We start from the raw sequence: 25,281 nt of genomic DNA on the forward strand, positions 1-25,281 counted from the left end.
GCAATGACAAGGAGTGCCAGATGAAAAAACAGAAATGGGTCTTATTTACGTCGCTAGCGGCGTTGTTCATGGCGAGTTTCTCAGTGGTTAGCATCCCCTTAGAGGCACAGGAACACCATGAATCCAACGTTCAGATGAGTACTTTGTCAGAAAAGGAAAGTACAAGCTCGGGGAGTCTGGAGCAATTAGCCTATTCTCTGGGCGTTCAAGCTTACATCTATGGCTATCCGCTTGTTGTAACGAAGCAGACAGAAGATATGATGCTGCAAACAAGGGCGCCTATCAACCATTTTTATTTTGCCCAAACGTTAGCCTCACCTGAATTTAAAGACATTGTAACGCCCAACAGCAATACGCTTTATTTCACAGCATGGCTGGATCTTTTTAATGGTCCGGTCGTTTTGCATGTTCCTGAAAACAAGAGCGGCCGCTATTATACCGTTCAAATGCTCGATGTCTATACGAATACGTTTCACAATGTCTCTAACCGATCGACTCATGATAAGCAGGGGCAATACGCGATTGTTGGTCCGGACTGGAAAGGAAAGATATCTGGGCAGAGAGTGAACGCGCCTACCCCCTCCGTCTGGCTAATTGGTCGTGTGGAGGTGGACGGTGAAGAAGATTTGTCCCCTGCTGTTGCTTTTGAAAAGCAATTCACTTTGACTGCTCCGCAAAAAACGGAAGTTCCTCAACTGGCCCAGACAGGAAACAAAACGGACAATCCGTTTAATCACCCCTTAAGCTTCTTCCAGATCATGACCGAACAGATCCAACAAAATCCTCCGCCCCCCTGTGATAATGTCCTGCTGGATCAATTCAAGCTTATTGGCATCGATATGCAAAAAGGATTTGATGCAAACACCTTGCCCGCGGCTACAATAGTCGGATTAACCCGAGCAGCCCAAGACGCACAGCGTATCATCGAGAAAGCTACCACTAATCTTCCCACGGTAAACGGCTGGCTTATCGGATATGGAATCGGGACGTACGGCAATCAATTCCTCCTTCGTGCTATCGTCGCATACTCGGGGCTAGGTGCGAATATTCCGGAGGAAGAGCTATATGCTCGCACATTCGTAGATGGAAGCGGCCAGCCATTAAACGGGGCCAATCCGTATGTGCTGCATTTTAATAAGAACCAGATACCTCAGGTGTATGGATTTTGGGCACTTACCCTGTACGGACCCGATTTTTATTTGATACCAAACCTGATCAAGCGGTATGCCATCGGCAATTTAACAAAAGGATTAACCTATAACCAAGATGGATCATTAGATCTATATATACAACAAAAACCTCCCGCTCCGGGTAAAGAGTCAAATTGGCTTCCCGCACCCGCAGGAGACTTTAACTTGGTTTTGCGAATGTTTGCCCCTAAACCAACTATGCTGAAGGAGAGGTACGAAGTCCCACCAGTCATACAAATGAATCAAAGAAAACAGTAATGTATGGTTCACTTCCCCTTCTAGTCGTTATAATGTAAAAACAGCCTTTAAACAAGGAGGATTCCCTCGTGTTTAAAGGCTGTTTCTCAAAATGCTGCCATTTTCATACTGGATGATGAATTGATTTTAAGGCAAATTCTAGATCCGTCTTTCGTTCAATTAGCCGCTCTTAATTGGAAAAGCTTTTTGTTTGGTTTAAGAAGTAACGATAAAAGATTTCAGGCTTTCTTTTAGTGTAACAAGGGGTCCGCCAATTAATCTTTCCAAATCATCTGATGTTGAAGCAGTATCAATTTGCGTAGAAACCCAAATATCCAATTTTGGATCTGCGGGTCCTGACGAAGTGAAACGTTTGTACCGGTTAGTTCAGAAATAGCCATTACTAGATCCTCGAAATTCCATGAACGGGGCGCAGTAAGCTCATAGGTCTTATTCGTATGACCCGATTCAGAGAGAACAGTCGCTATGCCCAATGCGAGATCATGCCGCGTCACCGTATTAAATTTCCAATTCCCGGGATAAATAATCAGTTCCCCTGCAGCAATAGCTGCATCAAGACCAAGCACACCAACAAAATCAGTATACAAAGCATTTCGAAGAAACGTATGCGGGATTCCCGTTGTAAGAATGGCATGCTCCGTTGCCAAATGCAAATGCGAAGGTGAGATTGTACCGATTCCAAGAAAAGCAAAGCTTGTATAAAGAAGATGCTCAACTTTCGATTTTTTTGCTGCTTCAATGACATGAGCATGTTGGCGCATACGAATCGTATCATCAGGATAAGAACTTGAAATCAATAAAAGCTTGGAAGCTCCTGCAAATGCTTGTTCCAATGATTCAGGTTGGTCATAGTCACAGAAACGCACTTCAATTCCTTGTTCAACATAGACATTCGCTTTCTCCGTATTACGCACACAGGCAATGATTTGATCGGCTGATACTTTCTGTAGGAGATAATTTATGATTAAACTTCCTAGCTGACCATTAGCCCCTGTAATGACTATCGACATAGGTGCTCATCCTTCCCATAACTCATTTTAGTTAAGTGCTTAACTAAATGACTAAAAAGACGTCTTACGTCTTTTTTAATTTATTCAATAAGAAAAGGAGCTGCTGCAATTCTTGTTCTTCTAGCACTTTCATTTTTTCGGCAATTCCCTGGCGATTTTCGGGTAAGTGAGTTAAAAGGATACTTTGACCTTCACTTGTTATTGAAATGACGGATTTTCTTCCGTCCAACGGATGATTTCCCCGACGAATGAGTCCTTCTCTTTCCAAAGGGGTAAGCAAAAGACTAATATTCGCTTTCGTAACGCCAATTTTCTTTGCTAGCATGGAAGGCAGCATTGTGCCTCCCTCCTTCATAATTTCAACCAAAATCCGAATTCTGGCACCATTCAAACCTTTGGATTGCCAATATCTTTCCGAGACATCAACTAATTTGGCCGTGGTTTCAACCAGAGAAAAAAAAGCTTGCGTATGCAGCGGTAACTCAAGTACATATTCTTGTAAATCCTTCATAGAAAACTCACCACCATCAAATAGTTAAGCACTTAACTAAAATGAATTTACTACAACGGCTTGGCATTTGTCAATCCCGCTTTCACAATTACTTTATCGTTGCCACCTCACTTCATATTCGCCTTGTTTCAGAGAAACTGAGCTGATATGAATTTCACCAAAATCTTCGTAATGTTTCAGAAATAACTATTGACTAAAACTAATGTAATTAGTTAAATTAATACTAATGATATTAGTTTTATAATTAGGAGGAAAAAATATGATAACATCATCAAACGCATTTAAAATTTATGGAGGGGTGGGGGCCATCGCATCCGGGATTTTTCTGTTTCTCGGTCATCTTCTTCTATTTTTCAGTGAAAATGATCTTGTAACTGAATTGGGGAAAAGTTTGGTTCTATTCGCCCACCTTATTCTCGTCTTTGCGTTCATCGGACTATATGAGGAACAAGCAGGACGTAATGGCATTCTTGGAACATCAGGCATGCTGCTGGGGGTGGTTGGCACCATCTTCGTCACTGCGATTGTTTATGTAGAGCTTCTCTTCCGGCGCTGACATAAGCGCGATTCTTAACGCCGGTGTTCCAAAATTTATTAACCAAGTCGGGCCACTTATGTTCGTGTTTGGAATGGTCGTTTTCGGTTTGTCCGTACTATTGGCAAAAGTACTGCCGCGATGGGGCGGCCTGCTCTTGATCATCGGAACCCTTGTCTTTGCTTCAGGAAGCTTTGCAGGTGCCATTGAACCCTTCATGTCCGTTGTTGGCGCGATGCTAACCGCAGGCGGCTTCGTACGGCTAGGAATAGCTCTTATGCAGCCAACTCGCGCCTCCTGCGGACAGCTAACGCTTTAAAAGTCTATTGCATCCTCCCTTGCACATAATGCCCGATATTCATAATGGCTTGCTGCGCCTCGGGCAGCATGTAAGCTAAAAATTGAAATACACTCCATATGTTTTCCCATACTTCAATCTTCACTACAACACCTGCTGCATGAAGACGAGCCGTGAATCGGATAGCATCAGATAGCAGCACCTCGTGATCACCTACTTGGATGAATTCAGGCAGCCCATCCAAGGCCATTCTTAGTGGCGAAAGTAAAGGTATTTCCTGCCCATGAGCCTCATAATATCGCAAAGTTTCCACATTCACTTTCGCCATTTTGCAATTTCTCCTCGCAAATAGTCTGACATTGCCCTTCCTCCTTCCGTCTCATCATCCCAAAATACCTGCACCTAAAAACTCTTATATTTCTACACCCTTATTCGACGAACTTTCTGTTAGGGATATGTTACTCTTTTAAAGCTGTCTAAAATGACCAAGAGCAGGGTGGATTATGAATCAAATTTGTGAAATCGTCCGTGCCATTCATGATGCCGGAATTAATATTAAATCGATCGATTGGGATGGATTTGAACTCAACATCAGCACAACAGATCCTGAGAAAACAAATGAAATATTAAGGGACTTTTCAAAGAAAACAACGCATGTATTGACATAAAAATCTACTAGTGTTATAAAAAGTAGTGAATGGCACTCAAAGATGGAGAGTGCTAATAGAAGCCCCTTTGACAATTTTCACACAATAAACAACGTTCGCCAGTAAAAGGAGAGATTGGAATGGAAAAGAAACAGTTTCAAGCAGAATCCAAGCGCTTATTGGAAATGATGATCAATTCCATTTATACGCAAAGAGAAATCTTTCTAAGAGAACTGATTTCCAATGCCAGCGATGCGATTGACAAGATCTATTACAGAGCTTTAACCGATGACAACTTGGTGTTTGACAAAGAAAGCTACTTCATTAAAGTAACAGCGGACAAGACTAACCGTACACTCATCATTCGTGATACCGGGATCGGCATGACGAAAGAAGATCTTGAAAATAATCTGGGCATCATTGCCAAAAGCGGCTCTTTAGCTTTCAAAAAAGAAAATGAATCCAAAGACGGTCATGATATTATCGGCCAATTCGGCGTTGGGTTTTATTCGGCTTTCATGGTAGCGGATGTCGTTACTGTTATAAGTAAAGCTTTAAACAGCGATACGGCCTACAAATGGGAATCCGACGGCGCAGATGGCTACACCATAGAACCTTATGAAAAGGATACAGTCGGTACGGAAGTCATTTTGAAAATTAAAGAGAATTCGGAAGATGAAAGCTTTGATGAGTTTTTGGACGAGTATCGCTTAAAAGCCATTATCAAGAAATACTCCGATTTCATCCGATATCCGATTAAGATGGACATTTCCGGTAAAAGGTTAAAAGAAGGCAGCGAGAATGAGTTTGAAGATTATCAGGAAGAACAGCATGTCAACAGCATGATACCGATTTGGCGTAAAAATAAAAAAGAGCTTACAACCGAAGATTATGAGAAATTTTACGTGGAGAAGCATTACGGCTTCGACAAGCCTCTCAAGCACATTCATGTGAGTGCCGATGGTGCCGTTGTTTATCAAGCTATTTTGTTTATTCCCGAAAACATTCCTTTTGATTACTATTCGAAGGAATATGAAAAAGGACTTGAGCTTTATGCCAACGGCGTATTGATCATGAATAAATGTGCGGACCTGCTTCCTGACTACTTCAGCTTTGTCAAAGGGATGGTCGATTCAGAGAGTCTATCTTTGAATATTTCCAGAGAAATGCTGCAGCATGATCGTCAGTTGAAGCTGATCGCCAAAAACATTGAAAGTAAAATCAAAAGCCAGCTGCAAAGCTTGTTGAAGGACGAAAGAGAGAAATACGAACAGTTCTATCAATCCTTCGGCCGACAATTGAAATTTGGGGTTTACAGCGATTATGGTAGTCATAAGGACGTTTTGCAAGATTTATTAATGTTCTATTCGTCCAAGGAGAAAAAACTGGTTACTTTGGATGAGTACGTATCGAGAATGCCGGAAGATCAGAAATATATTTACTATGCTTCCGGTGGTTCGAATGAACGCATCGAGAAACTTCCTCAAACTGAGCTAGTTTCCGATAAAGGCTTCGAGATCTTGTATTTCACGGACGACATTGATGAATTCGCCATCAAAATGATTATGAAATACAAAGAGAAAGAATTCAAATCCGTATCAAGCAGCGATCTGGGTATTGAAGCAGAAGAAAATCAAGACCAAACAGATGCTGAAAAGAATGAAAACAAAGAATTGTTTGACTATATGACAAACCTCTTATCGAGCAAAGGAACAAAGGTAAAAGCATCCAAAAGGTTGAAGACGCATCCCGTATGTTTCTCTACGGACGGCGACGTAACCATTGAAATGGAAAAAATACTAAACGCTATGCCGAATAACCCTAATGTAAAAGCTGATAAAGTATTGGAAATCAACATCCACCATGATGTGTTCCAATCGTTAAAAGATGCTTTTGAAAAAGATAAAGAAAAACTGAATCTCTATACGGCTCTTTTATATAATCAAGCCCTCTTGATTGAAGGCCTGCCGCTTCAAGATCCAGTTGAATTTACGAACGATATTTGCAAAATCATGGTTTAAAAACCATAACGGTATCGTACGTGCGTTTCTAAAAACAAACAATCCGCAACCAAATAGGTTCGCGGATTGTTTTGTTATTAAGGCTATTTCACCAGCTTCATCAACCAATCGTAATCTTACCCTCGGGATACCTGATTTTCACTTTCTCCGGCTTCGGCACTAAAATATAGGCCATCGTAATCGGTCCGAATCGACCAACGAACATCAATGTCGTAATCAGAATTTTACCGAACAATGTCAATTGCCCCGTCAAACCCATCGACATTCCTGTTGTCGCATACGCCGATGTAACTTCAAACAAAATACCTAGGAAAGGAAAAGATTCAGTTGCTGATAGCAGCATCGTGGCAGTAACGATAATAATAAATGAAAAAAGAGTAAAGGTAATAGCTTTATAGATGCGATCCCCTGCAATCCGATAGCGGAACATGACAATATCCTCTTTACCACGGATCATAGCGATCAGAGCGCCCATCAGAATAGCAAAGGTCGTCACTTTAATCCCACCTCCGGACGAACCCGGCGCCGCGCCAATAAACATTAAAATAACGAGAAAAAACTGAGTTGCTTGCCTTAACAATCCTACATCTACTGTAAGCAGCCCTGCTGATCTAGACGTAGCAGACTGCAGAAAAGCACCTAATACTTTACCCATAAAAGATAATGGCTGGAAAGTTGCTGGATTCGTATATTCAAAGATGAAAATAACTAAAGCGCCCACAGCCAAAAGCCCACCTGATACCGTAAGAACAACTTTGCTATGAAGTGTTAATTTTTTATTCGTACGATAGCTAATTAGATCAGCGATGACAATGAAACCAACACCACCTAGTATAATCAAAACAATAGACACTAGATTCACGAATGGATCATCAACATAATGAAAGAAACCGTTTTCCGGTTTCGGCTCTCCTCCGAAAAGGTCAAATCCCGCGTTATTAAATATCGAAATGCTGTGAAAAATTCCGAAGTACAAAGCTTTTCCCATGGGCATTTCAAACATCCAACGAATGGAAAGCAATAAGGCTCCAACGCCCTCAATAACCAGCGCATAAAGCAAAACCTTGCGAATTAATCCTACAACGCCTTGGGTTGATTCATGGTTCATCGCCTCTTTGAGAATAAGCCGTTCCTTGTAGGAAATGCGCCGCCTAAACACAAGGGCGATCAACGTGGCCATTGTCATGAATCCCAATCCCCCTACTTGTATGAGCAGCAGGATGACGATCTCCCCAAACAACGAATAATGGGAACCTACATTCAAAACGGAAAGGCCTGTAACGCATACAGCCGAAGTCGCCATAAAAAATGAATCGATGAACGGGCTCCTGACTCCCTCTGCAGAAGACATGGGCATAGAAAGGAGAAATGAACCAATAAAAATAATAACAATAAAACCAAGAGCCAAAACTTGTGGAGGATTGAGTCTAACTTTCCTCATCCATTGTATTTGCATATTCGTTCTCCATAACTAGGGAAAGATGTCATTGACGAAGCAAACAAAGCTACACGGGTTCATTACGCTGAACGAACCGGAGCAGCTTTGTTCATTAGGGTCTATTTGTCCCGGAGAAGTCCGGTGTCATGCTTTCCCAAAATTTGCGTTAACTCCTTCAAGAACATGTTAATGTCCTTGAACTGTCTATAAACGGAGGCAAAGCGAATGTACGCCACTTCATCGACTGGGTACAGCTGCTCCATGACAATTTCTCCAATATGCAGGCTATCTACTTCGGCATGTGCCGTGGTACGAAGCTGCATTTCAACCTCTGACACGATCATTTCCAACTGTTCCATAGATACGGGACGTTTTTCACAAGCTCTAATCAAGCCTCTTAACATTTTCTCTCGACTAAATTCTTCCCTGCTTCCATCTTTCTTAATCACGATGAGCGGTGTTTCTTCCACCATTTCAAAGGTCGTGAATCGTCTTGTGCATTTTTCACACTCGCGACGACGGCGTATAGACTTATTTTCGTTAGCGGGTCGAGAATCGAGCACTTTAGTACCGGAATAGTCACAGAACGGGCACTTCATTCGCTATCTCTCCTTTCTTTTCTGGTTCGTGGTTTACCAATTCTTACATGTAATGAACTTTGCAGAAACGCACATAATAGGATTACCAACGACAAGGAGGTGAACAGACATGGGCGCAGGACAATCTCGTAACAGCAATACTTTAGTCGTTCCTCAAGCTACCGCAGCTTTGGATCAGTTGAAATACGAAGTAGCTCAAGAGCTTGGTATCTCCATCCCACAAGATGGATACTATGGTAATATGGCTACTCGTGACACTGGTGCCATCGGTGGTCACATTACTCGTCGCCTGGTACAAATCGCAGAACAATCTTTGGCTGGTCAATTCAAGTAATTGAATCCTAGCTGCTGATCTGCAAAACAGGAAGTATTGGACTCTAAGCCCCCAAAAGGAGCTAGTCCAATGCTTCTTTGTTTATGGTTATACGGTTTCCATCCCATTGATCTGCATACAGATTCGTATATTTATCGTAATAATACAAGACACGCTGTACATAATGCCTTGTCTCTCCAAACGGAATTTGACTAATATTCGCTTCTGTTCCGTCCCAAATGTTATTTTGTTTCCATTTGTTCACATTGCCTTGACCTGCATTGTAAGCAGCAATAGCATAAATCAGATTACCGTTATAATGCTTTTGCAGCCAACTCAAATACCAAGAACCAAGATTGATGTTAACATCCACTTGTAACAAGTCCTTAGCTTCATCGGAACTCAAATTTGTAGATTCCGCTATCCATTCTGCGGTTTCCGGCATTAGTTGCATGAGACCTAAGGCACCTTTTTTGGATTCCAGATGATGCTTGTAATTGGTTTCGACTCGAATAATAGCAGCAATAAGAAAAGGGTCTATATGATGTTTCGCCGCACTCTGTCGAATTTCCTGCTTAAAATAAATCGGATATAGTTTTCTACCTATATAAGCGCTATTCATGAAGAGAACAAGCACGAAAAAGATCAGCAGAAGAGCGAAAACTCGCTTTTTGCGTAAAAATGTCATGAGAGCCCCTTCCTTAACCAGAACCTTTCTACCTCAGCCTTCGTTTCATCCCACGTCCCGCTGTTGTTTATGACGATGTCTGCTTGTTTTCGTTTTTCCTCAATAGACATTTGAGCATTTATACGACCCATCGCTTCACTCTCGCTTAGACCGTCTCTAAGCATCAGACGCTGCAGTTGTACTTCACGAGGCACATAAACGACCATAACTTCTTGGAACATAAAGGTGAGGTTAGATTCAATCAACAAAGGAACATCAACAACAACCAGCTTGCTAGGATATTGTATTTCAAAGGCTTCCATCTGTTCTCGCATACGAGCACGGATCGGTGGGTGCAGCAAGCTTTCAAGATGCTTACGGGCAGCTGCGTCACCGAAAATAATTTCTCCAAGCTTTTTTCGATGAAGCGACCCATCTTTTTGAAGTACGGCTTGTCCAAAATGCGCAGCAACCTGTTCAAGAACAGGGCTGCCAGGCTCAACAACGTCACGCGCAAGCTTATCTGCATCCACTAATAAAGCGCCGCGGCTGACCAGCATGGCACTAACCGTACTTTTTCCGCAAGCGATACCACCAGTTAACCCGATATTCATGAGCAGATCTCTCCTAAGTATGATCGTTGCGAACTCTCTTACGCTTCAATGGTTGACAGGTTGGACATATGTGCGTGCCTCTGCCGCCAACAACCGTTTTATAAATTTCGCTTCCACATTTTTTACAAGGTTGCGCTTGTCTGCCATAAATGTTCAGTTGGTGCTGGAACAGTCCAATTTCACCTTGACCATTGACATACGATTTAATCGATGAACCTCCGACTTCAACGGAGTCACTTAACGTTTGTATAATAGCCCCATGCAGACTCACAAGCTCCTTGCGACTAAGCGATGACGCTTCGCGTTCCGGATGTATGCCAGCTAAAAAGAGGGACTCGTCTACATAAATATTCCCTATCCCTACAATATATTCTTGATTCAACAATAACGGTTTTATTTTCGTTGGCCTATGAGCGATCCGCTTCCGAAATGCCTCGAAGGTAAAGTCCTCATCTAGAGGTTCCAGCCCTAGCTTTTGCAGTGGAGGCTGTGTCAGTTCTTCCCCTTTGGGGAACAGATGCATTGTGCCAAACTGCCTAACATCCTTATATCGCAGCTCACTTCCATCTATAAATCGAAATAGGACATGGGTATGAAGCTCAAGTGGATCTTCACCTTGATAAACGCCATATCTGCCCTCCATGCGCAAGTGCGATACCATCACATAATCGGTCAATACGAAGAGCAAGAATTTCCCTCTTCGTTCTATCGTTTCAATGGTTTGGCCTTGGAGCAAAACCTCGAACATTTGAATATCATCCGGTTTTTGAATAATTCGTGGCAATCTGACCTGAACGTGTTCGATTGTTTTGCCGGTAACCAAGTTGTTTAGTGTGCGTTTGACTGTTTCGACTTCGGGTAGTTCAGGCACGGTTGTTCACCTCTTCAGTTCATTTAATTCGTACATTGTACCTTACTTGGTATCATACCAAGTAAGCCCATAGTCAACATCGGCACGAAGCGGAACATCCAGCTTAAGGGCCTCAGCCATAACCTCAGGAACGATGCGGCGCATGATCTCCAACTCTTCCTCCGGAACCTCAAAGACGAGCTCATCGTGTACTTGAAGCAGCATTCGGCTCTTCAGTCCATCATGCTTCAATCTGGCGTCCATCTGAACCATAGCCAGCTTAATAATGTCTGCTGCAGTCCCCTGAATCGGCGTATTCATAGCCGTTCGCTCAGCGAAAGAACGAACATTAAAGTTGGACGCGGCAATCTCTGGGAGATACCGCCGACGCTGCAGCAGCGTGGTGACGTATCCGTCTCTGCGAGCATCTTTTACGATCTCGTCCATATATGTGCGAACCCCTTGGAATACGGCGAAATATTGTTCAATGAATTTGGCCGCATCCTTACGAGTAATGTCTAAGTTCTGAGATAAGCCATAATCGCTGATGCCGTAAACGATTCCGAAATTGACAGCTTTGGCCTGACGCCGCATGTTCGCGTCGACCTCGCTCTCTGAAACACCGAAAACGTCCATCGCTGTCTTCGTGTGAATATCCATATTCTGAAGGAAGGCTTCCTTCAGGTTCTCATCTTGCGAAATATGCGCAAGCACGCGCAGCTCGATCTGGGAGTAATCCGCAGCAAGAATGTACCATCCAGGCTCAGACGGAACGAATACTTTGCGGATCTTGCGTCCCTCCTCCAGACGAATCGGAATGTTCTGCAGATTCGGGAATTGGCTGCTCAGTCGGCCTGTGGCGGCAATCGTTTGACGATAATAGGTGTGCACCTTCCCCGTCTCTGGCCGCACCTCTTTGAGCAGTCCCTCCACATACGTCGATTGCAGCTTGGCCAATTGACGATAATTCAAAATCTCCCCTACCACTTCGTTATAGGGTGCCAGTCTTTCCAGCACCTCGGCGTCCGTGGAATAGCCGGTTTTGGTTTTCTTCGAAGCTGGCAAGCCCAGCTTCTCGAATAAAATCTCGCCCAGCTGCTTCGGCGAGTTGATGTTGAACTCCACGCCGGCAAGGTCGTAGATGCGCGTCATAATCGCATCGAGCTTTTCTGCGAGCTCCACGCCAAGTGCCTTCAGATCCGCGGCATCCACCTTGATGCCGCGCAGCTCCATCTCAGCGAGCACGCCCGCGAGAGGCAGCTCCAGTTCGTAGAAGAGCTGATTCATCCCGCTCTTCTCCAACTCTTCGCGCAGCACCGGTACAAGGCGCGCAATCCCCAGAGCTTTGCGTCCAAGGTGATCGCTGAGCGCAGGAAGCTCCGGCAAGCGAAACTTTGCGCCTTTGCCGAAAATTTCCTCATCGGTCTTAATGCTTGGCAGACCGTATTTGTAAGATAGACCGCTGAGCGTGAGGTTCGACTCCGTTGGGTCAAGCAAGTAACAAGCCAGCAGCACATCGAAATCGACACCTTTAAGCGGGATTCCCTGCCAAGCAACGCCAGTTCAGCGCGATGCTGGTCAAATACCTGTTTCTTCTTGGAAGTATCGCCAAGCCATTGACGCAGAGGTTCCCCCGCCTTACTCTTCAACAATTCAGACGGAACATAATAACACTTGTCTTCTTCCTTCTCGTCGAACCAGGCAATACCAGCAACTTCAGCATGATGCGGGTTCTCCCCAACGATCTCAACATGAATAGGTGCGCTATCACCTAACAAACGGACTAGTTCTTCAATCGTCTCTTCCGTGACAACGATAATTTCAACGGTTTCCGCCGCTTGTTCATCAGCAAGGGACGAGGGACCAAAATCCATCTTTTCCAACAAAGATTTGAATTCCAATTTACGAAACATGCCCGAAAGCGCTTGTCCATCAAAACCGTCGTAACGGAAGCTGTCCCACTCCGTCTCCATCGGGACTTCGCGAAAAATGGTGGCGAGTTCTTTACTCATCACAGCATCCTTCGCATGCTCTTCCACTTTTTCTTTCATCTTGCCTTTGAGACTTGCTGTATTTGCCAGTACTTCTTCAACGGACCCAAATTCGTGAAGCATCTTGAGCGCCGTCTTTTCACCAACTCCCGGAATCCCCGGAATATTATCCGACGTATCGCCCATCAAACCTTTGAGATCAATAATTTGCGCTGGCGTAAGACCATATTTTTCTTTAATCTCAGCCGGATTATACAGCTCAACCTCACTAATTCCCTTACGTGTGATTGCTACGGTAACTTGTTCAGAAGCCAGCTGCAGCATGTCCTTATCACCGGATACAAGCAGAACTTTTTCGCCCTTTTCATCGGCCAATTTGGTCAAAGTCCCAATAATATCGTCCGCTTCATAGCCTGTCAATTCAAACTGCGGAATCTGAAAAGCTTTCAGCAGCTCTTTAATCAACGGAAATTGCTCCGAAAGCTCTGGTGGAGTTTTTGCACGTCCACCTTTGTATTCGGTGTATTCTTTATGTCTAAACGTTATTTTCCCCGCATCAAAAGCAACGAGAAAATGAGTAGGTTTTTCTTCCTCAATTAATTTAAGCAGCATCGTTGTAAATCCATACACCGCATTCGTATGCAATCCATTTGAATTGCTTAGCAGCGGCAAAGCATAAAAAGCGCGATTGGCAATCGAATTTCCATCAATAATAATTAGCTTGTTCATCCATACACACCCCGATTTTTGACATACTTCTTTCATCATAGCATACGAAATAAAAATAAAAAAACACTTGTGCACATAAACATGTAAGGAAGCGACTCAACCATGGTTCGGTTTTCAGAAGGAGGTTCTCCGAATGAGCCCTTTTTTTTCCCCAACACGCAAAAAAATTATTTTTTTCGATATGAATAATACGATTTTAGATCGCAGACAATGCTTCGATTCCGCTTTTCTAGAGGTTATGAATGACTACACGGCAAGGTGGGAGACGGATGAAAATTTATTTTCCCCCCAAGAAGCTTTGCAAAGCTATAAACTGGAATGGAGTCGCCACCGCAAGACGCCGATAAGAAGTCCCTTATCTCCCGATGAGCTAAGACACAACTGTTTACGCAAAGCCCTGCTCCCCTTGCCTGTGAATGTCAATCCAGCTTTCACAAGCGCATTTTTTGAGCAGATCGAAGAACAGGAAGACCATTTTGTCGCTCTATTTCCTGGTGTCGAAGACACGCTGGAGGCCTTATCGCAAAACTATAAGCTGGCTATCATTAGTAATGGGAATCGGAAAAGGCTGCAGCACAATTTGGAGAAAATGAAGTTGAACCGATGGATTGAACAAGATCGCTTGTTTAGCTCAGAGAAGGATGGACCTCGGAAGCCGCATCCTGCCATCTTCGAGAGAGCTCTGAAGACGATGAGTACAGCGGCAAGCCAAAGTGTTATGGTAGGAAATTCATGGCGAAACGATGTCGTGGGGGCCACTTCAAGTGGCATGGATGCCATTTGGATACATCCGGGGAATATCAAAAAAATATCGGAACGCCGCATCGGCAAACAGAAAGTCATTATTATTCGCTCTTTCAGACAATTGCAATTTACATTCTAAACCCTGTTATTCAGCTTTTCACCAATGTTCTGGAAATAATAAATGCTCCCTTGATGCGCCTTTGCCTTCTTTTTGAGCAAGGCTGCCGTTTGAGAGATATGTTCCAGAGAAATGGCAGCATCACAACTGCAAACGACGAGTGAAAGGGATAACGTGACGCCGCTGCTCTTCACCTGATTCCCACTGCGATCCCGCACATGATCCCACTCTTCGCCTTCATAGAACATTTCCACACCTTGTTCAAAGCGACGTATCATTTCTTGACACAACAATTCCGGTGAATAGGTAGAAGAAATTGCGATAAAATCGTCTCCTCCTACATGTCCGACAAAATCATGGGGTGTTCCGCAAACGGCAATCGCTTGCTGCATAATATCCGCGGTGTATTGAATCAGTTGATCCCCTTTCTGAAATCCAAACCGGTCATTAAACCATTTGAAATAGTCCAGGTCGGCATAAACGACATGAAAAGGTTTGCTTTCGATAATCCGCTTGTTCAGCTCTCTGTTAATTTGCAGATTTCCCGGCAATCCTGTCAATGGATTTGCCACACGCGCTGTCTCCATCCGAACATTCGTAATACTCTCAAGTATCGTTCTGATCGAAGCTATTCCGGCCATTTTTCCATTGCTTGTTATAATAACAAGATCATATAAATGTTGAATCGAGCGAGAGGTTGCCATCTGAGAAACCTGCTCCACAGGAGCGAGTTCATCTACAATAAGCGGCGAACTGTTCATGATCCCCTCAATTGTTCGATTCCAAAATAAGGAGAACGCATATTGCCCCGCTAATTGCTGGAATAAGTGCTCACGCATCATGAGGCCGACAGGTATGTCCTCGTTCACAATGACAACTCCGACAGCCTCTTGATTTTTTTTCAAATAGTCAGCTACTTCCGAAATGATCGCCTTCCTATCGAATACTTTCACAGGTGTTTTTAAGTCCCCGATGCTCCAGGTCATTCCGCTTCCTTGCGCTTTACGATGCTGCCAAATCAACATTTTATGTTTCTCCTGCACGGTTGCAGCAACCGATTCCGGCTTTCCAAGCAAGTATCCCTGCCCATAATGAATCCCCAGCCGCGTAAGCTTGATCAATTCATCGGGGTGCTCAATCCCTTCGGCAATCAGGTAAATATTCATTTTTTGGGCAAACGTGACGAATGTCTCCAATATGTATTCTTTCACTTTATTCTCATGTATGTTTTGGATCAGGGAACGATCGACTTTGATAAAATCGGGATTGTAGCTCTGCAATAGCCTGCAGAGAAGAATAGCCCGCTCCTGCATCATCAATGGCAATACGATACCCTTGTTTCCGGTAATGCTCCAAAATCTTTTGAGCCAGAGTGAAATCTTCGATCGAACTTCTTTCTGTAATTTCAAAGACCACATTGCTCGGCCTCAGGTTATACTTTTGTAAAATCTCAAGTGTCTTACCTGGGACGAATCCAGGATCATAGAGGACTTGAGAAGAAATATTAATAAATAATAATTGCTGTGTATGCTCCAAAATAGATCCTTGGATCGCTTTCTCACGCGCTAGCTTCTCCAGTGCATAAAGCTCCCCTAGCTGTTCTGCAAATTCGAACATCGCGAGTGGAGAATGGAACGGACTACCCTTGGGACCGCGAGTCAGCGCTTCATAACCCAGAACTTGACCATCCTGCAAAGAAACGATAGGTTGATAGACAGAATAAATTAATTGATGTTCAATCATATCATGAAACTGTGTGTATACCTCTGACTGATCGTTCATGTCCATCATCCCTTACTTATTCTACTTGTATGTATAGTCTATCAAACATAATAGCAGGCTTTATCATCCATATGTAAAATCTATGTAAAGAGTTTAAATAAAAAAGAGGGAATCGCCTCTTTCTCCCGAAGAAGAAACGGAATCGATCGTTTGGTGCGTACGCACTTCGTACAAGCACAGAAAGGAAATGAAAATGAAATGGAACAACAAGTAAAAATCTTGGCGGTAGATGACCGTTACGAAAACTTGCTGGATCTGAATAACATACTTTCATCTTCAGACTATGACATCATCTCACTTCAATCAGGGGAAGAAGTACTGACCTATTTACACGAAGGGCCAATTGAATCCATTGCGCTTATTATTATGGAAGTGCAAATGCCGGGTCTGGACGGCTTTGAAATCGTTGAATTAATTAAGCAGTGGGAGGCAAGTCAAAACATTCCTATCATATTTCTGACATCGCTTAGCGCCTCTCTCAATCAGTCCTTGAAGAGGTATCCTGTCGGATCTATCGATTACCTATGCAAGCCCGTCCATCCGCAGCTGTTAAAAATGAAGGTCGAAACCTTTGTTCATTTGCATCTTAGTCATCAGAATAACAAGCTTCAAAGCGATCTCCTTCATAAGCGAACGCTGGATCTTGAAGAGACGAATCGCAAACTGGCGGAAGCCGAAGAGAAGTTGAAGCAGCAAAACTATTTATTGGAGCAATGGGTGGAAGAGCGTACATCCGAACTGGTGGATGCACATGAGAAGCTGATGAAATCGCAAGAGCATTTCAAGAAGATGTTCATCGCATCTCCCTGTCTAATGGCTATTTGTCGTCTATCCGATTATACCTATATGGAAGTTAATGAAAGCTGGAAGGCATATACGGGATACGGTGACGAAATTATTGGCACAGCCGCTAATTTTATTTTCATGGAGTTAGAGGATTGGGATAGAAGCGTTGAGGTGATGCGGAATTGCAAAGTCAAATACGAAACAAAGTCCAAAGAAATTCGCACAGTTCTCCTCTCAACAGAAATCATTGATATCGAAAACGAGCCTTGTTTACTTCAAGTAGGGATTGATATTACAGAAAACTTGCGATACGAAACCGAGATGGCTCGGTTAGCTCAATTAAACTTAGTCGGTGAAATGGCAGCAGGGATTGCCCACGAAATTCGTAATCCGATGACAACCATTCGTGGATTCTTGCAGTTGTTTCTAGAGAATAATCATCCAATGAAAAAGGATTACATTCCCATTATGTTAGAAGAGTTGGACCGTGCCAATGATATTATTACCGAGTATTTAACTTTGGCCAAAAACAAAAGCTCCCATCAGCACCCCGAACACTTAAATAGAATTATTGAAGCTTTGCTGCCTTTAATTCAAGCAGAAGCCACGATGTCTGGGAAACATGTTATTTTCCAGTCCAGCCATTGCCCTCAAATTCATGTTGATGACAAAGAAATGCGGCAGCTTATTTTGAATATGTGCATGAATGGCCTAGAGGCCATGGAAGCTGGTGGCAATCTTCATATAAAAACCTATATGGCCTTTAATAAGGTTGTTCTTGTGATTGCTGATGAAGGGAAAGGCATTACAACTGAAAACTTGGAAAACCTCGGACGACCTTTCTTCACAACCAAAGATGGTGGAACGGGATTAGGTCTAGCTATTTGTTACAGTATAGCTGCCAGACACCGCGCCTCCATTGAAGTCGATTCCAGTCCCCAAGGAACGACATTTGCCGTTCACTTCCCACTTCCGTGCTCTGACCAATCAGGGGCTGCGCAGTTCTAGGAGAACTGCATGCTTTTCTGCTGTAGCGAACAGCTTTTGCAATTTGGAGGGAAGAGTACAAGCACTGAGTGTAAGCGTAAATGATAACTTTCGTGAGCATCTCAGGATGGTGGCTCTTTCGTCCGCCTCCTGGATAAGCAGCATCAAAAATGGCAGCATCCAGACGATTCACTGCAATATTAACTACTCGAACGAGGTGATTTTGAGGAATGTCCTCCTCTAAATCCATTGGCAGGGCAAATTTGATCCATGATATATGTAAGAAACAAAGAAATCTCTCCTTTAGTTAAATGGTTGGGTGGCACCTCCATTTTTACCAAAGAGAGATTTCTTTTTGTTACTTAAAAAAACAAGGCTATCTCTTAAGTCTTTTTAGACCTTTTGAGACAGCCTTTTACTATACATTTAAATCTTTACGTTTTCCTGTGACCATATAAATAACGCCTTCGCCAATATTCGTCGTATGGTCAGCTACACGCTCGAGGTAATGAGCAACAAAGAGCAAATGCGTCAGCTGACGATTGCGGTTATAATCAGAACTCATTAAACCCATTAGTTCTTGCATGACCGTACTATACAGTTTATCTACACGATCATCTTTTTCGGCAAGTGCAGCTGCTCTGTGTACATCTCTTTCCGTGTAGGCAAGCAAGCTTTCATGCAGCATCTCGATAGCAATTTCAGCCATCTGAGGGATCACTTCCAATGGCTTGACCAATTCTTCCCCCGCAAATCGAATGGTAATCTTGGCGATGTCGACCGCGTGATCCGCGATACGTTCCAAATCGATGGCTAGCTTTAGCGCTGTGCCAATGATTCGCAAATCGCTTGCCATTGGCTGCTGCAGGGCGATCAAGCGTAAACAAAGCTCATCGATGTTGGTCAAATAATCATCAATTAAATCATCGTTATTAATGACCTGCTGGGCTAGCTTCTCATCCAGCTTAGCAAGGGACTCGACCGAAGATAGAATCAACTTCTGTACGCTTCCCCCCATATCCAGCAATTCCTTTTGTAATAGCACAAGTGATTGATGAAAACCGGGTCTTGCATCCATACACGTTTCCCCTTCCTGTTATGTGATCAACCGAATCTTCCTGTAATGTAGTCTTCCGTTCGTTGGTCATTCGGATTGGTAAAGATTTTGTCCGTCTTGTCCGTTTCCACCAAATACCCATTTAAGAAAAAAGAAGTCATGTCGGATATCCGTGCGGCTTGCTGCATGTTGTGAGTTACAATAATAATGGTGTATTTCTCTTTCAGGGTTTGGGTCAGCTCTTCCACCTTCAACGTTGAGATCGGGTCAAGCGCTGAAGTAGGCTCATCCATTAGCAATACATCAGGCTCTACGGCAAGCAAACGGGCTATACAAAGACGCTGCTGCTGTCCACCGGACAAACCTAATGCTGACTTATGCAAACGGTCTTTGACTTCATCCCACAAAGCCGCTTGCTGAAGGCTGCGTTCCACAATTTCATCCAGCAAGGCCTTCTTCTTGGTTCCATGGATACGAGGACCGTAGGCAATATTGTCATAAATGCTCATTGGAAAAGGGTTCGGACGCTGGAACACCATACCGACCCTTTTGCGTAGAGAAACCACATCGGAATCCGATCCATAGATGTTATGTCCGTCTACCGCGACATTACCTGTGATACGGACGCTATCAATCAGATCGTTCATCCGGTTCAAAGTACGCAGGAATGTAGATTTCCCACAGCCTGAAGGACCGATTAAAGCAGCAATTGTGCCCGTTTCAATCGATAATTCGATGTCGTGGAGCGCATGGTTATCTCCATAAAATAAGTTTAATTTGTCCGCTTTAATTTTATGCTTGGTCACCACGATTATTTCCCCCCGGAAAGTCTTTTTTGTAAAATACGGCTTGGAATGCTGACTAGTAAATTAAAGAGAAGTACGACAAGCAGAAGCAGCGCGGCGCTTCCTTTGGCGATTTCCTTGGCATCCGGAACCAATGCTTCCGCACCGATATACCAAAGATGGACGGATAACGTCTCCCCCATTTTAAGTGGGTTGAAATCCGGGAAAAAGCGAGAAACCGATAAACCTGCTGTATAAATTAAAATCGCGGATTCGCCCAAGGCACGGCCTGCAATCAACGTAATGCCTGTGATTAAGGTTGGCAGAGAGGCTGGTATAAGAACTTTGCGAATAGCTTGCCATTTTGTCGAACCAAGTGCCAAACTTGCTTCCCAGTAGGAATCCGGAACATTGCGAATCGATTCCTCTGTAACTCTAACCATGACTGGCAAATTAAGTAGAGCAACCGTTGCTGCTCCTCCGATAATTGAGAACTTCAAACCGAGCAAATTCGCAAATAAGAGGAATCCAAAAAGTCCAAAAACGATGGAAGGCACAGAAGATAAAGCTTCCACGGAGATCCGAACAAGATCTGTAAACCAATTTTTCTGTGCATAGATAGCCAAGTAAATACCTGAGAATAAACCGACAGGAACAGAGATTAATAGTGATAAGAATAAGACATAGAAGGAGTTAAATAATTGAGGGCCTACGCCGCCTCCCGCTTTGATCTCTTCTGGCTTGCCAAAAATGAAATGCCAGGACAGATGGGGAATCCCTTCTCCCAATATTCGAATTAGAAACCAAGCTAAGATCATAATAATTACAATCCCCGAAGCCCAGAAATAAATAGTTGCTATGCGATCTGTTGTTTTACTATTCACTTGAGCTCACTCCTTTTGGCAACGATACGAATAATAAGGATTAAAGATAAAGAGATGACCAACAAAAGCAATGCCATTAAATAAAGCGCGTTATTCCAAGTTGTACCATAATTCGTGTTTCCCATATCTTTCACGATAGCTGTTGTTAGTACCGTTGTTGAATCAAGCAGAGATTTCGGCATTTGCGGAGAGTTCCCGATGACCATGAACACAGCCATCGTTTCCCCAATTGCACGTCCCATACCAAGAATGATGGCTGTCAATATGCCGGGTCTTGCTGCAGGCAGCAGCACCCGCCACAATGTTTGCCAGCGTGTAGCGCCAAGAGCCAGTGAAGCTTCTTCTAAGCGACCGGGAAGGGAGCGGATAGCGTCTTCCGATATGGAGAGAATCGTTGGTAAAATCATGATTGCCAGAATGATGGAAGCAGGTAGAATTCCGTAACCAATACCTCCCGTAAATTTACCAAGAGCAGGCACGATAACCGTCATACCGATCAATCCGTATACGACGGAAGGGATACCTACGAAAAGGTCCGTTGCGGGGCGCATGATTTCGCGCATCCATTTAGGTGCAATTTTGGCCATGAACAAAGCACCGGATAATGCTAGCGGAACAGATAAAACGACGGATACAAGTGTCATGATAAGCGTGCTGTATAGAAAAGGAAAAGCTCCGAATTTGTTATTGCTTGGTGTCCAATCCGTGGAGAAGAAATATTCAAGTGGGCTAACTCCCTGGAAAGTCTTTACGCCTTGGATCCCTACAAAAATAATAATAGAAAAAATGATGGCTGTTACCAGCGCCGCACTCCCAACAAACACCCACCTCATCATGTTATCTTGTCGATGTTGGCCTCGGGTCCATTTGGTAACAATTGGACGCGTTTTGTCCGGGGTCGTGCTCATTAGCTTGTCTGCTACGGAATTCAATGGGTTAATCCCCTTTCTCTTAATCACACATTACTTTAATGATAGGCCATGAATGTCATTGCATCGTCAATGAATTGTTAAGGGAATGTAAAAATTTCAACTTTTTTATGCAGCAAAAAAAAGCGCTGCATGTATGCGAGCGCTCTGTGAATGAAAAACTATTATTTTTTAAGCAGATCAGCAGGTAAGAATTTCAACTCACGAACTTGCTTGCCTTGGAACTCTTTGCTGGAGATATAATCGATGAAAGCTTTAGCTGGATCTTTAGCATCACCTTTTGTATACATATGCTCAACACCAAACAATTTGTAAGTACCGGCTTTGATTGCATCTTCGGAGAACGCCACGCCATCGATTTTCAATGCTTTTACAGTGTCATCGATGTAAGGTGTATCAACATAACCAATAGAGCTGGATTGACCTACAACAGCTGTTTTCATAGCGCCGCTGTTTTCTTGTGTAATCCCGTCTTTGGAGAAATCTTTGCCATCAAGAATGATTTGCTTAACTAATGTACGGGAGCCAGAGCTTTCTGGACGGTGGACAAGAACGATTTTCGCATCATTTCCGCCAACTTCTTTCCAGTTTGTTACTTTACCTGTGTAAATATCTGCTGCTTGTTGTTTTGTAACGTTGTCTACTTTCACATCTTTGTTAACGATCAATGCGAATGGAGCGATGGCAACTTGGTGGTCTACAAGGCCTTTATCTTTATATTCAGCAGCTGGTTCTACATCGGAGTTACCAATGTCAGAAGTACCGTCCGCTACGTTTTTAATCCCTGTACCTGATCCGCCCGCTGTAACGTTAATCGTTACTTTCGGGTTCTTTTCCATGAACTCTGTAGCTGCTTGTTTAACCAATGGAAGAAGTGCGCTTGAACCGGAAGCTGTTACTGTACCGCTAAGATCTGTTTTTGGAGCTTCAGTTGGTTTAGCAGAAGCTGATGCAGCTGTAGTAGCAGCAGGTGTTGTTGAGGCAGCATTCTTTGTGTCTGTTTTAGCGCCGCAACCGACTAATGACCCCATCATTAAAACCGCGGAAAGTGTAAATGTAATCCCTTTTTTCGACATGAACTTAAACATAGTTAGCATGTCCTCCTTTGATTTGTATGTTTCCTGTTTCATTAGTACCGATGACCATTTGATCGTCCGTCGAACTAACTTACTTATACATCGTAACAAGTGAATGTAAACTCCAAACCCACGAAACGTAAACGTAATGTAAAAATTTTATTTGAATATTAATTTCGATAGATTAATGGTTAAATTTACAATTCATTAACATAGTTCGATGTTTCAGTTAATAGATGGATCCTATATTAATAAGGAAAGAACAGGAAACAAGTCGAATCTTGTCTATTAAATGGAGGGAAGACAATGAGGAACATACAATTAAACATGACCATGCGTTTGAAATTAATTGCTAGTTTTAGTGGGGTACTTCTTATTTTTCTGGCAGTCGCATTTTTCAATCTGCATCAGGTCAGTCAAATTAAACAACATATGAATAATCAGAATGACAAAGTAGAGCTCAAGGTTCTGGCATTGGAGCTTAAAGAAATGGTTCAGGAAATGAACATCATTGCCTCTGGTTTAGAGATCTCCAAAAAGCCGGAATTTATTCTAAAATACAATAGCAAACGTCAGCCCTATAATGATTTCATCAAAAAAATCGGAGATACAGCTACCACAGATGATCAAAAAAAATGGCGCAGCCAATTAATCCAAGCATCCGTAGATTACATAAACAATTTTGATTCTGCTGCACAAATGATTCAAGGGAATGGGACAAGTCCTAAAGACTTAGAAATGAATCTGCTTTATTTGTATAATGAGTCCCAAGATTTAAAAGATAAGATATTTGAACTGGTCGACAAGTTTTATGTCACCTATGCCGAATCATCCGATCAAGCTATCGCTCGTTCCACCGAAGCTCTGAATAGCACTAGCCAGGTCATGATGATTGCCTCCATTCTCGTTTTGCTCATTATCATTGTAATTGCCTATTTCCTTATTCGTTCCTTTATGAGACCGATCTCCATTCTGCAGAAAGCGGTCACGCAGATTGCAGCGGGAGATCTCACGCAAACGATAAATTCCAAGTCGAAGGACGAGCTAGGCTCATTAAGCAACAGCTTCGACCATATGATTATCCAGGTTCGCCAAATGCTTGGCGCCACCATGCACATTGCCTCTTCCTTATCCGAACACTCGCATGAGTTCCAGCGTTTCTCTCAGCTCACGGCTTCAGCCAATAGCGACATCCTAAAGGCGATCACCGAAATATCTTCCGGCGCAGACGAGCAAGCAATGAAGACAGAGCAAAGCTCGCTCATCATTGCGGAGCTGGAAGCGGAAATTCGCGACATTACAGAATATACATATGAAATGAAGCGTGCCAGCGATGAAGCCGCGGCAGGCACGCAAGAAGGCACAAATTCCGTTCGTGCGCTGAAAGCATCGTCCGAGGAATCGCAAGCGGTCCTGCACAAGGTCGATGGAGCTATGAATACACTCGCTGCCAGTTCGAAGCAGATCAGTGCCATTATTCACTCGATCACGGAAATTTCGACGCAAACGAACGTACTTGCCTTGAACGCCGCGATCGAAGCGGCCAGAGCCGGCGTACACGGCAGAGGCTTCTCCGTCATCGCTGAGGAGGTTCGCCACCTGTCACAACAGACGAACCAATCGTCGAAGACGATCAGCAGCATCGTTGGAGCGCTGCAGAAGCAAATCGGCGATTTGCAAGCCACTTTACTCCAAGCCCGTGAATCCACCGTTACGCAAAACAACCGCGTCACCGAGACACTTGGTTCCTTCGAAGGCATCGAACGTTCAATGAGTGGCATTAAAGGACAAATTGAACAAATTCATGTGAAAATTGAGCAAGCAAGATCCAAAAATGATAAACTCGTCGATTCGGTCCAATTCGTGGCCGCAATAGCCCAAGAAACGGCTGCAGGTGTTGAGGAGGTTAACTCAACCTCGATTCAGCAAGATGCTTCCATCCGTCGCATTGCCGAAGAATCGGATGATATTCTAGAGCTCGCCCAACAATTGTTTGCTGAGATTAGTAAGTTTCAAATTGACAGCAATGAGGTTAACGATGATTCTGCCGCTCCTGTGGTGAGCATGCTGGAGGAAACACCCATTGAAAAGCTTTCTGTTCACCCTGATTATGCCCCTCCTCTGAATGAGGAGCAGTTGGAAATTCAGATGATCGAAGAAAGCCAACCTATTCTGTTCGTCGAGCCGGAAACAGAGATCATTATGACTCAGGTGCCTGATTCTGATCATGATGCATCCGTTAATGGGGAAGCGAAAGAGAAAGAGAAAGCGATAGAGAAAGAGATTGAGATAGAGATAGAGAAACAGCCCGCCGAAACTGAAGCTGTTGAGACAAAGAGAGAACCTGTTTTATCCGGCATCCTAGCTTGAACATAGAGGAAAAGGCAATGAATCCACACGGGATTCATTGCCTTTTTTAGCTCATCGTTAGAATCAGTGCTTGGATTTAAAACAATCAAGTA

At 43.5% G+C, this 25,281-nt stretch carries 24 protein-coding genes and 2 pseudogenes; 9 read left to right on the plus strand and 17 right to left on the minus strand.

Going from position 1 to position 25,281, the window contains the following annotated elements; all coding sequences use genetic code 11:
• The first annotated feature begins 20 nt into the window (after positions 1-20).
• Complete coding sequence (locus FU659_RS01505; RefSeq protein WP_147945898.1) at positions 21-1,448, plus strand: DUF1254 domain-containing protein; 1,428 nt, start codon at positions 21-23, stop codon at positions 1,446-1,448.
• A 254-nt stretch (positions 1,449-1,702) separates the two neighbouring features.
• On the opposite strand, the gene FU659_RS01510 is transcribed toward FU659_RS01505, so the two are convergent.
• Positions 1,703-2,458 (minus strand): NAD(P)H-binding protein, encoded by a 756-nt coding sequence (locus FU659_RS01510; RefSeq protein WP_315971257.1) that lies wholly within the window; start codon positions 2,456-2,458, stop codon positions 1,703-1,705.
• Between the two features lie 64 nt (positions 2,459-2,522).
• Positions 2,523-2,969: a MarR family winged helix-turn-helix transcriptional regulator gene (locus tag FU659_RS01515; protein WP_147945899.1), complete on the minus strand. Its 447-nt coding sequence runs from the start codon at positions 2,967-2,969 to the stop codon at positions 2,523-2,525.
• Between the two features lie 259 nt (positions 2,970-3,228).
• On the opposite strand from FU659_RS01515, the gene FU659_RS01520 reads away from it, so the two are divergent.
• Together FU659_RS01520 and FU659_RS01525 are read left to right on the plus strand one after the other, a co-directional pair.
• The gene (locus FU659_RS01520) at positions 3,229-3,525 is read left to right on the plus strand and encodes a hypothetical protein (RefSeq protein ID WP_147945900.1); all 297 of its coding nucleotides are present in this window, start codon (positions 3,229-3,231) and stop codon (positions 3,523-3,525) included.
• A gap of 73 nt (positions 3,526-3,598) precedes the next feature.
• Positions 3,599-3,823, plus strand: coding sequence for a hypothetical protein (locus FU659_RS01525; protein ID WP_222708469.1), 225 nt, complete (start codon positions 3,599-3,601; stop codon positions 3,821-3,823).
• Positions 3,824-3,827: 4 nt separating this feature from the next.
• Here the strand turns inward: FU659_RS01525 and FU659_RS01530 are convergent, their stop codons facing one another.
• Complete coding sequence (locus FU659_RS01530; protein ID WP_147945902.1) at positions 3,828-4,130, minus strand: alpha/beta hydrolase; 303 nt, start codon at positions 4,128-4,130, stop codon at positions 3,828-3,830.
• 175 nt (positions 4,131-4,305) lie between these two features.
• Here FU659_RS01530 and FU659_RS35030 point away from each other — a divergent pair, with 175 nt between their 5' ends.
• On the plus strand, positions 4,306-4,470 hold the full coding sequence (locus FU659_RS35030) for a hypothetical protein (RefSeq protein WP_187273829.1): 165 nt from the start codon (positions 4,306-4,308) through the stop codon (positions 4,468-4,470).
• 119 nt (positions 4,471-4,589) lie between these two features.
• Positions 4,590-6,470 carry a molecular chaperone HtpG gene (gene htpG, locus FU659_RS01535; protein WP_147945903.1) on the plus strand — a complete coding sequence of 627 codons (1,881 nt, stop codon included), beginning with the start codon at positions 4,590-4,592 and terminating at the stop codon, positions 6,468-6,470.
• 100 nt (positions 6,471-6,570) lie between these two features.
• Here the strand turns inward: htpG and FU659_RS01540 are convergent, their stop codons facing one another.
• Positions 6,571-7,926, minus strand: coding sequence for a TrkH family potassium uptake protein (locus FU659_RS01540; protein WP_147945904.1), 1,356 nt, complete (start codon positions 7,924-7,926; stop codon positions 6,571-6,573).
• A gap of 101 nt (positions 7,927-8,027) precedes the next feature.
• On the minus strand, positions 8,028-8,507 hold the full coding sequence (nrdR, locus tag FU659_RS01545; protein ID WP_147945905.1) for a transcriptional regulator NrdR: 480 nt from the start codon (positions 8,505-8,507) through the stop codon (positions 8,028-8,030).
• A gap of 109 nt (positions 8,508-8,616) precedes the next feature.
• On the opposite strand from nrdR, the gene FU659_RS01550 reads away from it, so the two are divergent.
• A complete protein-coding gene (locus FU659_RS01550; RefSeq protein WP_147945906.1) occupies positions 8,617-8,841 on the plus strand; it encodes an alpha/beta-type small acid-soluble spore protein in 225 nt (74 codons plus the stop codon).
• A 61-nt stretch (positions 8,842-8,902) separates the two neighbouring features.
• Here the strand turns inward: FU659_RS01550 and FU659_RS01555 are convergent, their stop codons facing one another.
• The 4 genes and pseudogenes from FU659_RS01555 to polA form a co-directional block, all read right to left on the minus strand.
• On the minus strand, positions 8,903-9,508 hold the full coding sequence (locus FU659_RS01555) for a lytic transglycosylase domain-containing protein (protein ID WP_147945907.1): 606 nt from the start codon (positions 9,506-9,508) through the stop codon (positions 8,903-8,905).
• A complete protein-coding gene (gene coaE, locus FU659_RS01560; protein ID WP_147945908.1) occupies positions 9,505-10,101 on the minus strand; it encodes a dephospho-CoA kinase in 597 nt (198 codons plus the stop codon). Before coaE ends, FU659_RS01555 begins: the two co-directional genes overlap by 4 nt.
• 13 nt (positions 10,102-10,114) lie before the next feature.
• Complete coding sequence (gene mutM / locus FU659_RS01565; RefSeq protein ID WP_147945909.1) at positions 10,115-10,972, minus strand: DNA-formamidopyrimidine glycosylase; 858 nt, start codon at positions 10,970-10,972, stop codon at positions 10,115-10,117.
• Between the two features lie 42 nt (positions 10,973-11,014).
• A pseudogene (polA, locus tag FU659_RS01570) lies at positions 11,015-13,671 on the minus strand (DNA polymerase I).
• 133 nt (positions 13,672-13,804) lie between these two features.
• Here polA and FU659_RS01575 point away from each other — a divergent pair.
• Entirely contained in the window at positions 13,805-14,554 is a 750-nt protein-coding gene (locus FU659_RS01575) for an HAD family hydrolase (RefSeq protein WP_147945910.1), read from the plus strand.
• Here the strand turns inward: FU659_RS01575 and FU659_RS01580 are convergent.
• Positions 14,551-15,744, minus strand: coding sequence for a GGDEF domain-containing protein (locus FU659_RS01580; protein ID WP_397354850.1), 1,194 nt, complete (start codon positions 15,742-15,744; stop codon positions 14,551-14,553). The genes FU659_RS01575 and FU659_RS01580 overlap by 4 nt on opposite strands.
• A gap of 7 nt (positions 15,745-15,751) precedes the next feature.
• On the minus strand, positions 15,752-16,315 hold the full coding sequence (locus tag FU659_RS01585) for an EAL domain-containing protein (protein WP_187273831.1): 564 nt from the start codon (positions 16,313-16,315) through the stop codon (positions 15,752-15,754).
• A gap of 198 nt (positions 16,316-16,513) precedes the next feature.
• Here FU659_RS01585 and FU659_RS01590 point away from each other — a divergent pair, with 198 nt between their 5' ends.
• Positions 16,514-18,109 carry an ATP-binding protein gene (locus FU659_RS01590; protein WP_147945913.1) on the plus strand — a complete coding sequence of 532 codons (1,596 nt, stop codon included), beginning with the start codon at positions 16,514-16,516 and terminating at the stop codon, positions 18,107-18,109.
• 25 nt (positions 18,110-18,134) lie between these two features.
• Here FU659_RS01590 and FU659_RS39295 read toward each other — a convergent pair.
• From FU659_RS39295 to FU659_RS01620, 6 genes and pseudogenes are all read right to left on the minus strand, one after another.
• Positions 18,135-18,420 (minus strand): annotated as a pseudogene (locus tag FU659_RS39295) (transposase); the annotation flags it as partial.
• Between the two features lie 86 nt (positions 18,421-18,506).
• Complete coding sequence (gene phoU, locus FU659_RS01600; RefSeq protein ID WP_147945914.1) at positions 18,507-19,166, minus strand: phosphate signaling complex protein PhoU; 660 nt, start codon at positions 19,164-19,166, stop codon at positions 18,507-18,509.
• Positions 19,167-19,192: 26 nt separating this feature from the next.
• Positions 19,193-19,951, minus strand: coding sequence for a phosphate ABC transporter ATP-binding protein PstB (gene pstB / locus FU659_RS01605; RefSeq protein WP_147945915.1), 759 nt, complete (start codon positions 19,949-19,951; stop codon positions 19,193-19,195).
• Between the two features lie 5 nt (positions 19,952-19,956).
• Positions 19,957-20,814, minus strand: coding sequence for a phosphate ABC transporter permease PstA (gene pstA, locus FU659_RS01610; RefSeq protein WP_147945916.1), 858 nt, complete (start codon positions 20,812-20,814; stop codon positions 19,957-19,959).
• Positions 20,811-21,746, minus strand: coding sequence for a phosphate ABC transporter permease subunit PstC (pstC, locus tag FU659_RS01615; RefSeq protein WP_147945917.1), 936 nt, complete (start codon positions 21,744-21,746; stop codon positions 20,811-20,813). The genes pstA and pstC overlap by 4 nt, the downstream gene beginning before the upstream one ends.
• A gap of 161 nt (positions 21,747-21,907) precedes the next feature.
• Complete coding sequence (locus FU659_RS01620; RefSeq protein ID WP_147945918.1) at positions 21,908-22,831, minus strand: phosphate ABC transporter substrate-binding protein; 924 nt, start codon at positions 22,829-22,831, stop codon at positions 21,908-21,910.
• Positions 22,832-23,125: 294 nt separating this feature from the next.
• Between FU659_RS01620 and FU659_RS01625 the strand changes: the two genes are divergently transcribed.
• Complete coding sequence (locus FU659_RS01625) at positions 23,126-25,189, plus strand: methyl-accepting chemotaxis protein (protein ID WP_147945919.1); 2,064 nt, start codon at positions 23,126-23,128, stop codon at positions 25,187-25,189.
• Positions 25,190-25,281 lie beyond the last annotated feature (92 nt).

The organism is Paenibacillus sp. N3.4 (assembly GCF_008017805.1).
In the GTDB taxonomy this organism is placed as follows: Bacteria; Bacillota; Bacilli; order Paenibacillales; family NBRC-103111; genus Paenibacillus_E.

What these genes read in the sequence shown, in the direction of transcription:
- FU659_RS01520 (WP_147945900.1), top strand. Translation starts at nt 3,229, where the DNA reads ATGATAACATCATCAAACGCATTTAAAATTTATGGAGGGGTGGGGGCC.
- FU659_RS01510 (WP_315971257.1), bottom strand. Translation starts at nt 2,458, where the DNA reads ATGTCGATAGTCATTACAGGGGCTAATGGTCAGCTAGGAAGTTTAATC.
- FU659_RS01625 (WP_147945919.1), top strand. Translation starts at nt 23,126, where the DNA reads ATGAGGAACATACAATTAAACATGACCATGCGTTTGAAATTAATTGCT.
- FU659_RS35030 (WP_187273829.1), top strand. Translation starts at nt 4,306, where the DNA reads ATGAATCAAATTTGTGAAATCGTCCGTGCCATTCATGATGCCGGAATT.
- FU659_RS01585 (WP_187273831.1), bottom strand. Translation starts at nt 16,315, where the DNA reads ATGAACGATCAGTCAGAGGTATACACACAGTTTCATGATATGATTGAA.
- FU659_RS01620 (WP_147945918.1), bottom strand. Translation starts at nt 22,831, where the DNA reads ATGTTTAAGTTCATGTCGAAAAAAGGGATTACATTTACACTTTCCGCG.
- FU659_RS01515 (WP_147945899.1), bottom strand. Translation starts at nt 2,969, where the DNA reads ATGAAGGATTTACAAGAATATGTACTTGAGTTACCGCTGCATACGCAA.
- FU659_RS01530 (WP_147945902.1), bottom strand. Translation starts at nt 4,130, where the DNA reads ATGGCGAAAGTGAATGTGGAAACTTTGCGATATTATGAGGCTCATGGG.
- FU659_RS01525 (WP_222708469.1), top strand. Translation starts at nt 3,599, where the DNA reads ATGGTCGTTTTCGGTTTGTCCGTACTATTGGCAAAAGTACTGCCGCGA.
- coaE (WP_147945908.1), bottom strand. Translation starts at nt 10,101, where the DNA reads ATGAATATCGGGTTAACTGGTGGTATCGCTTGCGGAAAAAGTACGGTT.
- FU659_RS01550 (WP_147945906.1), top strand. Translation starts at nt 8,617, where the DNA reads ATGGGCGCAGGACAATCTCGTAACAGCAATACTTTAGTCGTTCCTCAA.
- FU659_RS01555 (WP_147945907.1), bottom strand. Translation starts at nt 9,508, where the DNA reads ATGACATTTTTACGCAAAAAGCGAGTTTTCGCTCTTCTGCTGATCTTT.
- FU659_RS01540 (WP_147945904.1), bottom strand. Translation starts at nt 7,926, where the DNA reads ATGCAAATACAATGGATGAGGAAAGTTAGACTCAATCCTCCACAAGTT.
- phoU (WP_147945914.1), bottom strand. Translation starts at nt 19,166, where the DNA reads ATGGATGCAAGACCCGGTTTTCATCAATCACTTGTGCTATTACAAAAG.
- nrdR (WP_147945905.1), bottom strand. Translation starts at nt 8,507, where the DNA reads ATGAAGTGCCCGTTCTGTGACTATTCCGGTACTAAAGTGCTCGATTCT.
- FU659_RS01575 (WP_147945910.1), top strand. Translation starts at nt 13,805, where the DNA reads ATGAGCCCTTTTTTTTCCCCAACACGCAAAAAAATTATTTTTTTCGAT.
- FU659_RS01505 (WP_147945898.1), top strand. Translation starts at nt 21, where the DNA reads ATGAAAAAACAGAAATGGGTCTTATTTACGTCGCTAGCGGCGTTGTTC.
- FU659_RS01590 (WP_147945913.1), top strand. Translation starts at nt 16,514, where the DNA reads ATGGAACAACAAGTAAAAATCTTGGCGGTAGATGACCGTTACGAAAAC.
- htpG (WP_147945903.1), top strand. Translation starts at nt 4,590, where the DNA reads ATGGAAAAGAAACAGTTTCAAGCAGAATCCAAGCGCTTATTGGAAATG.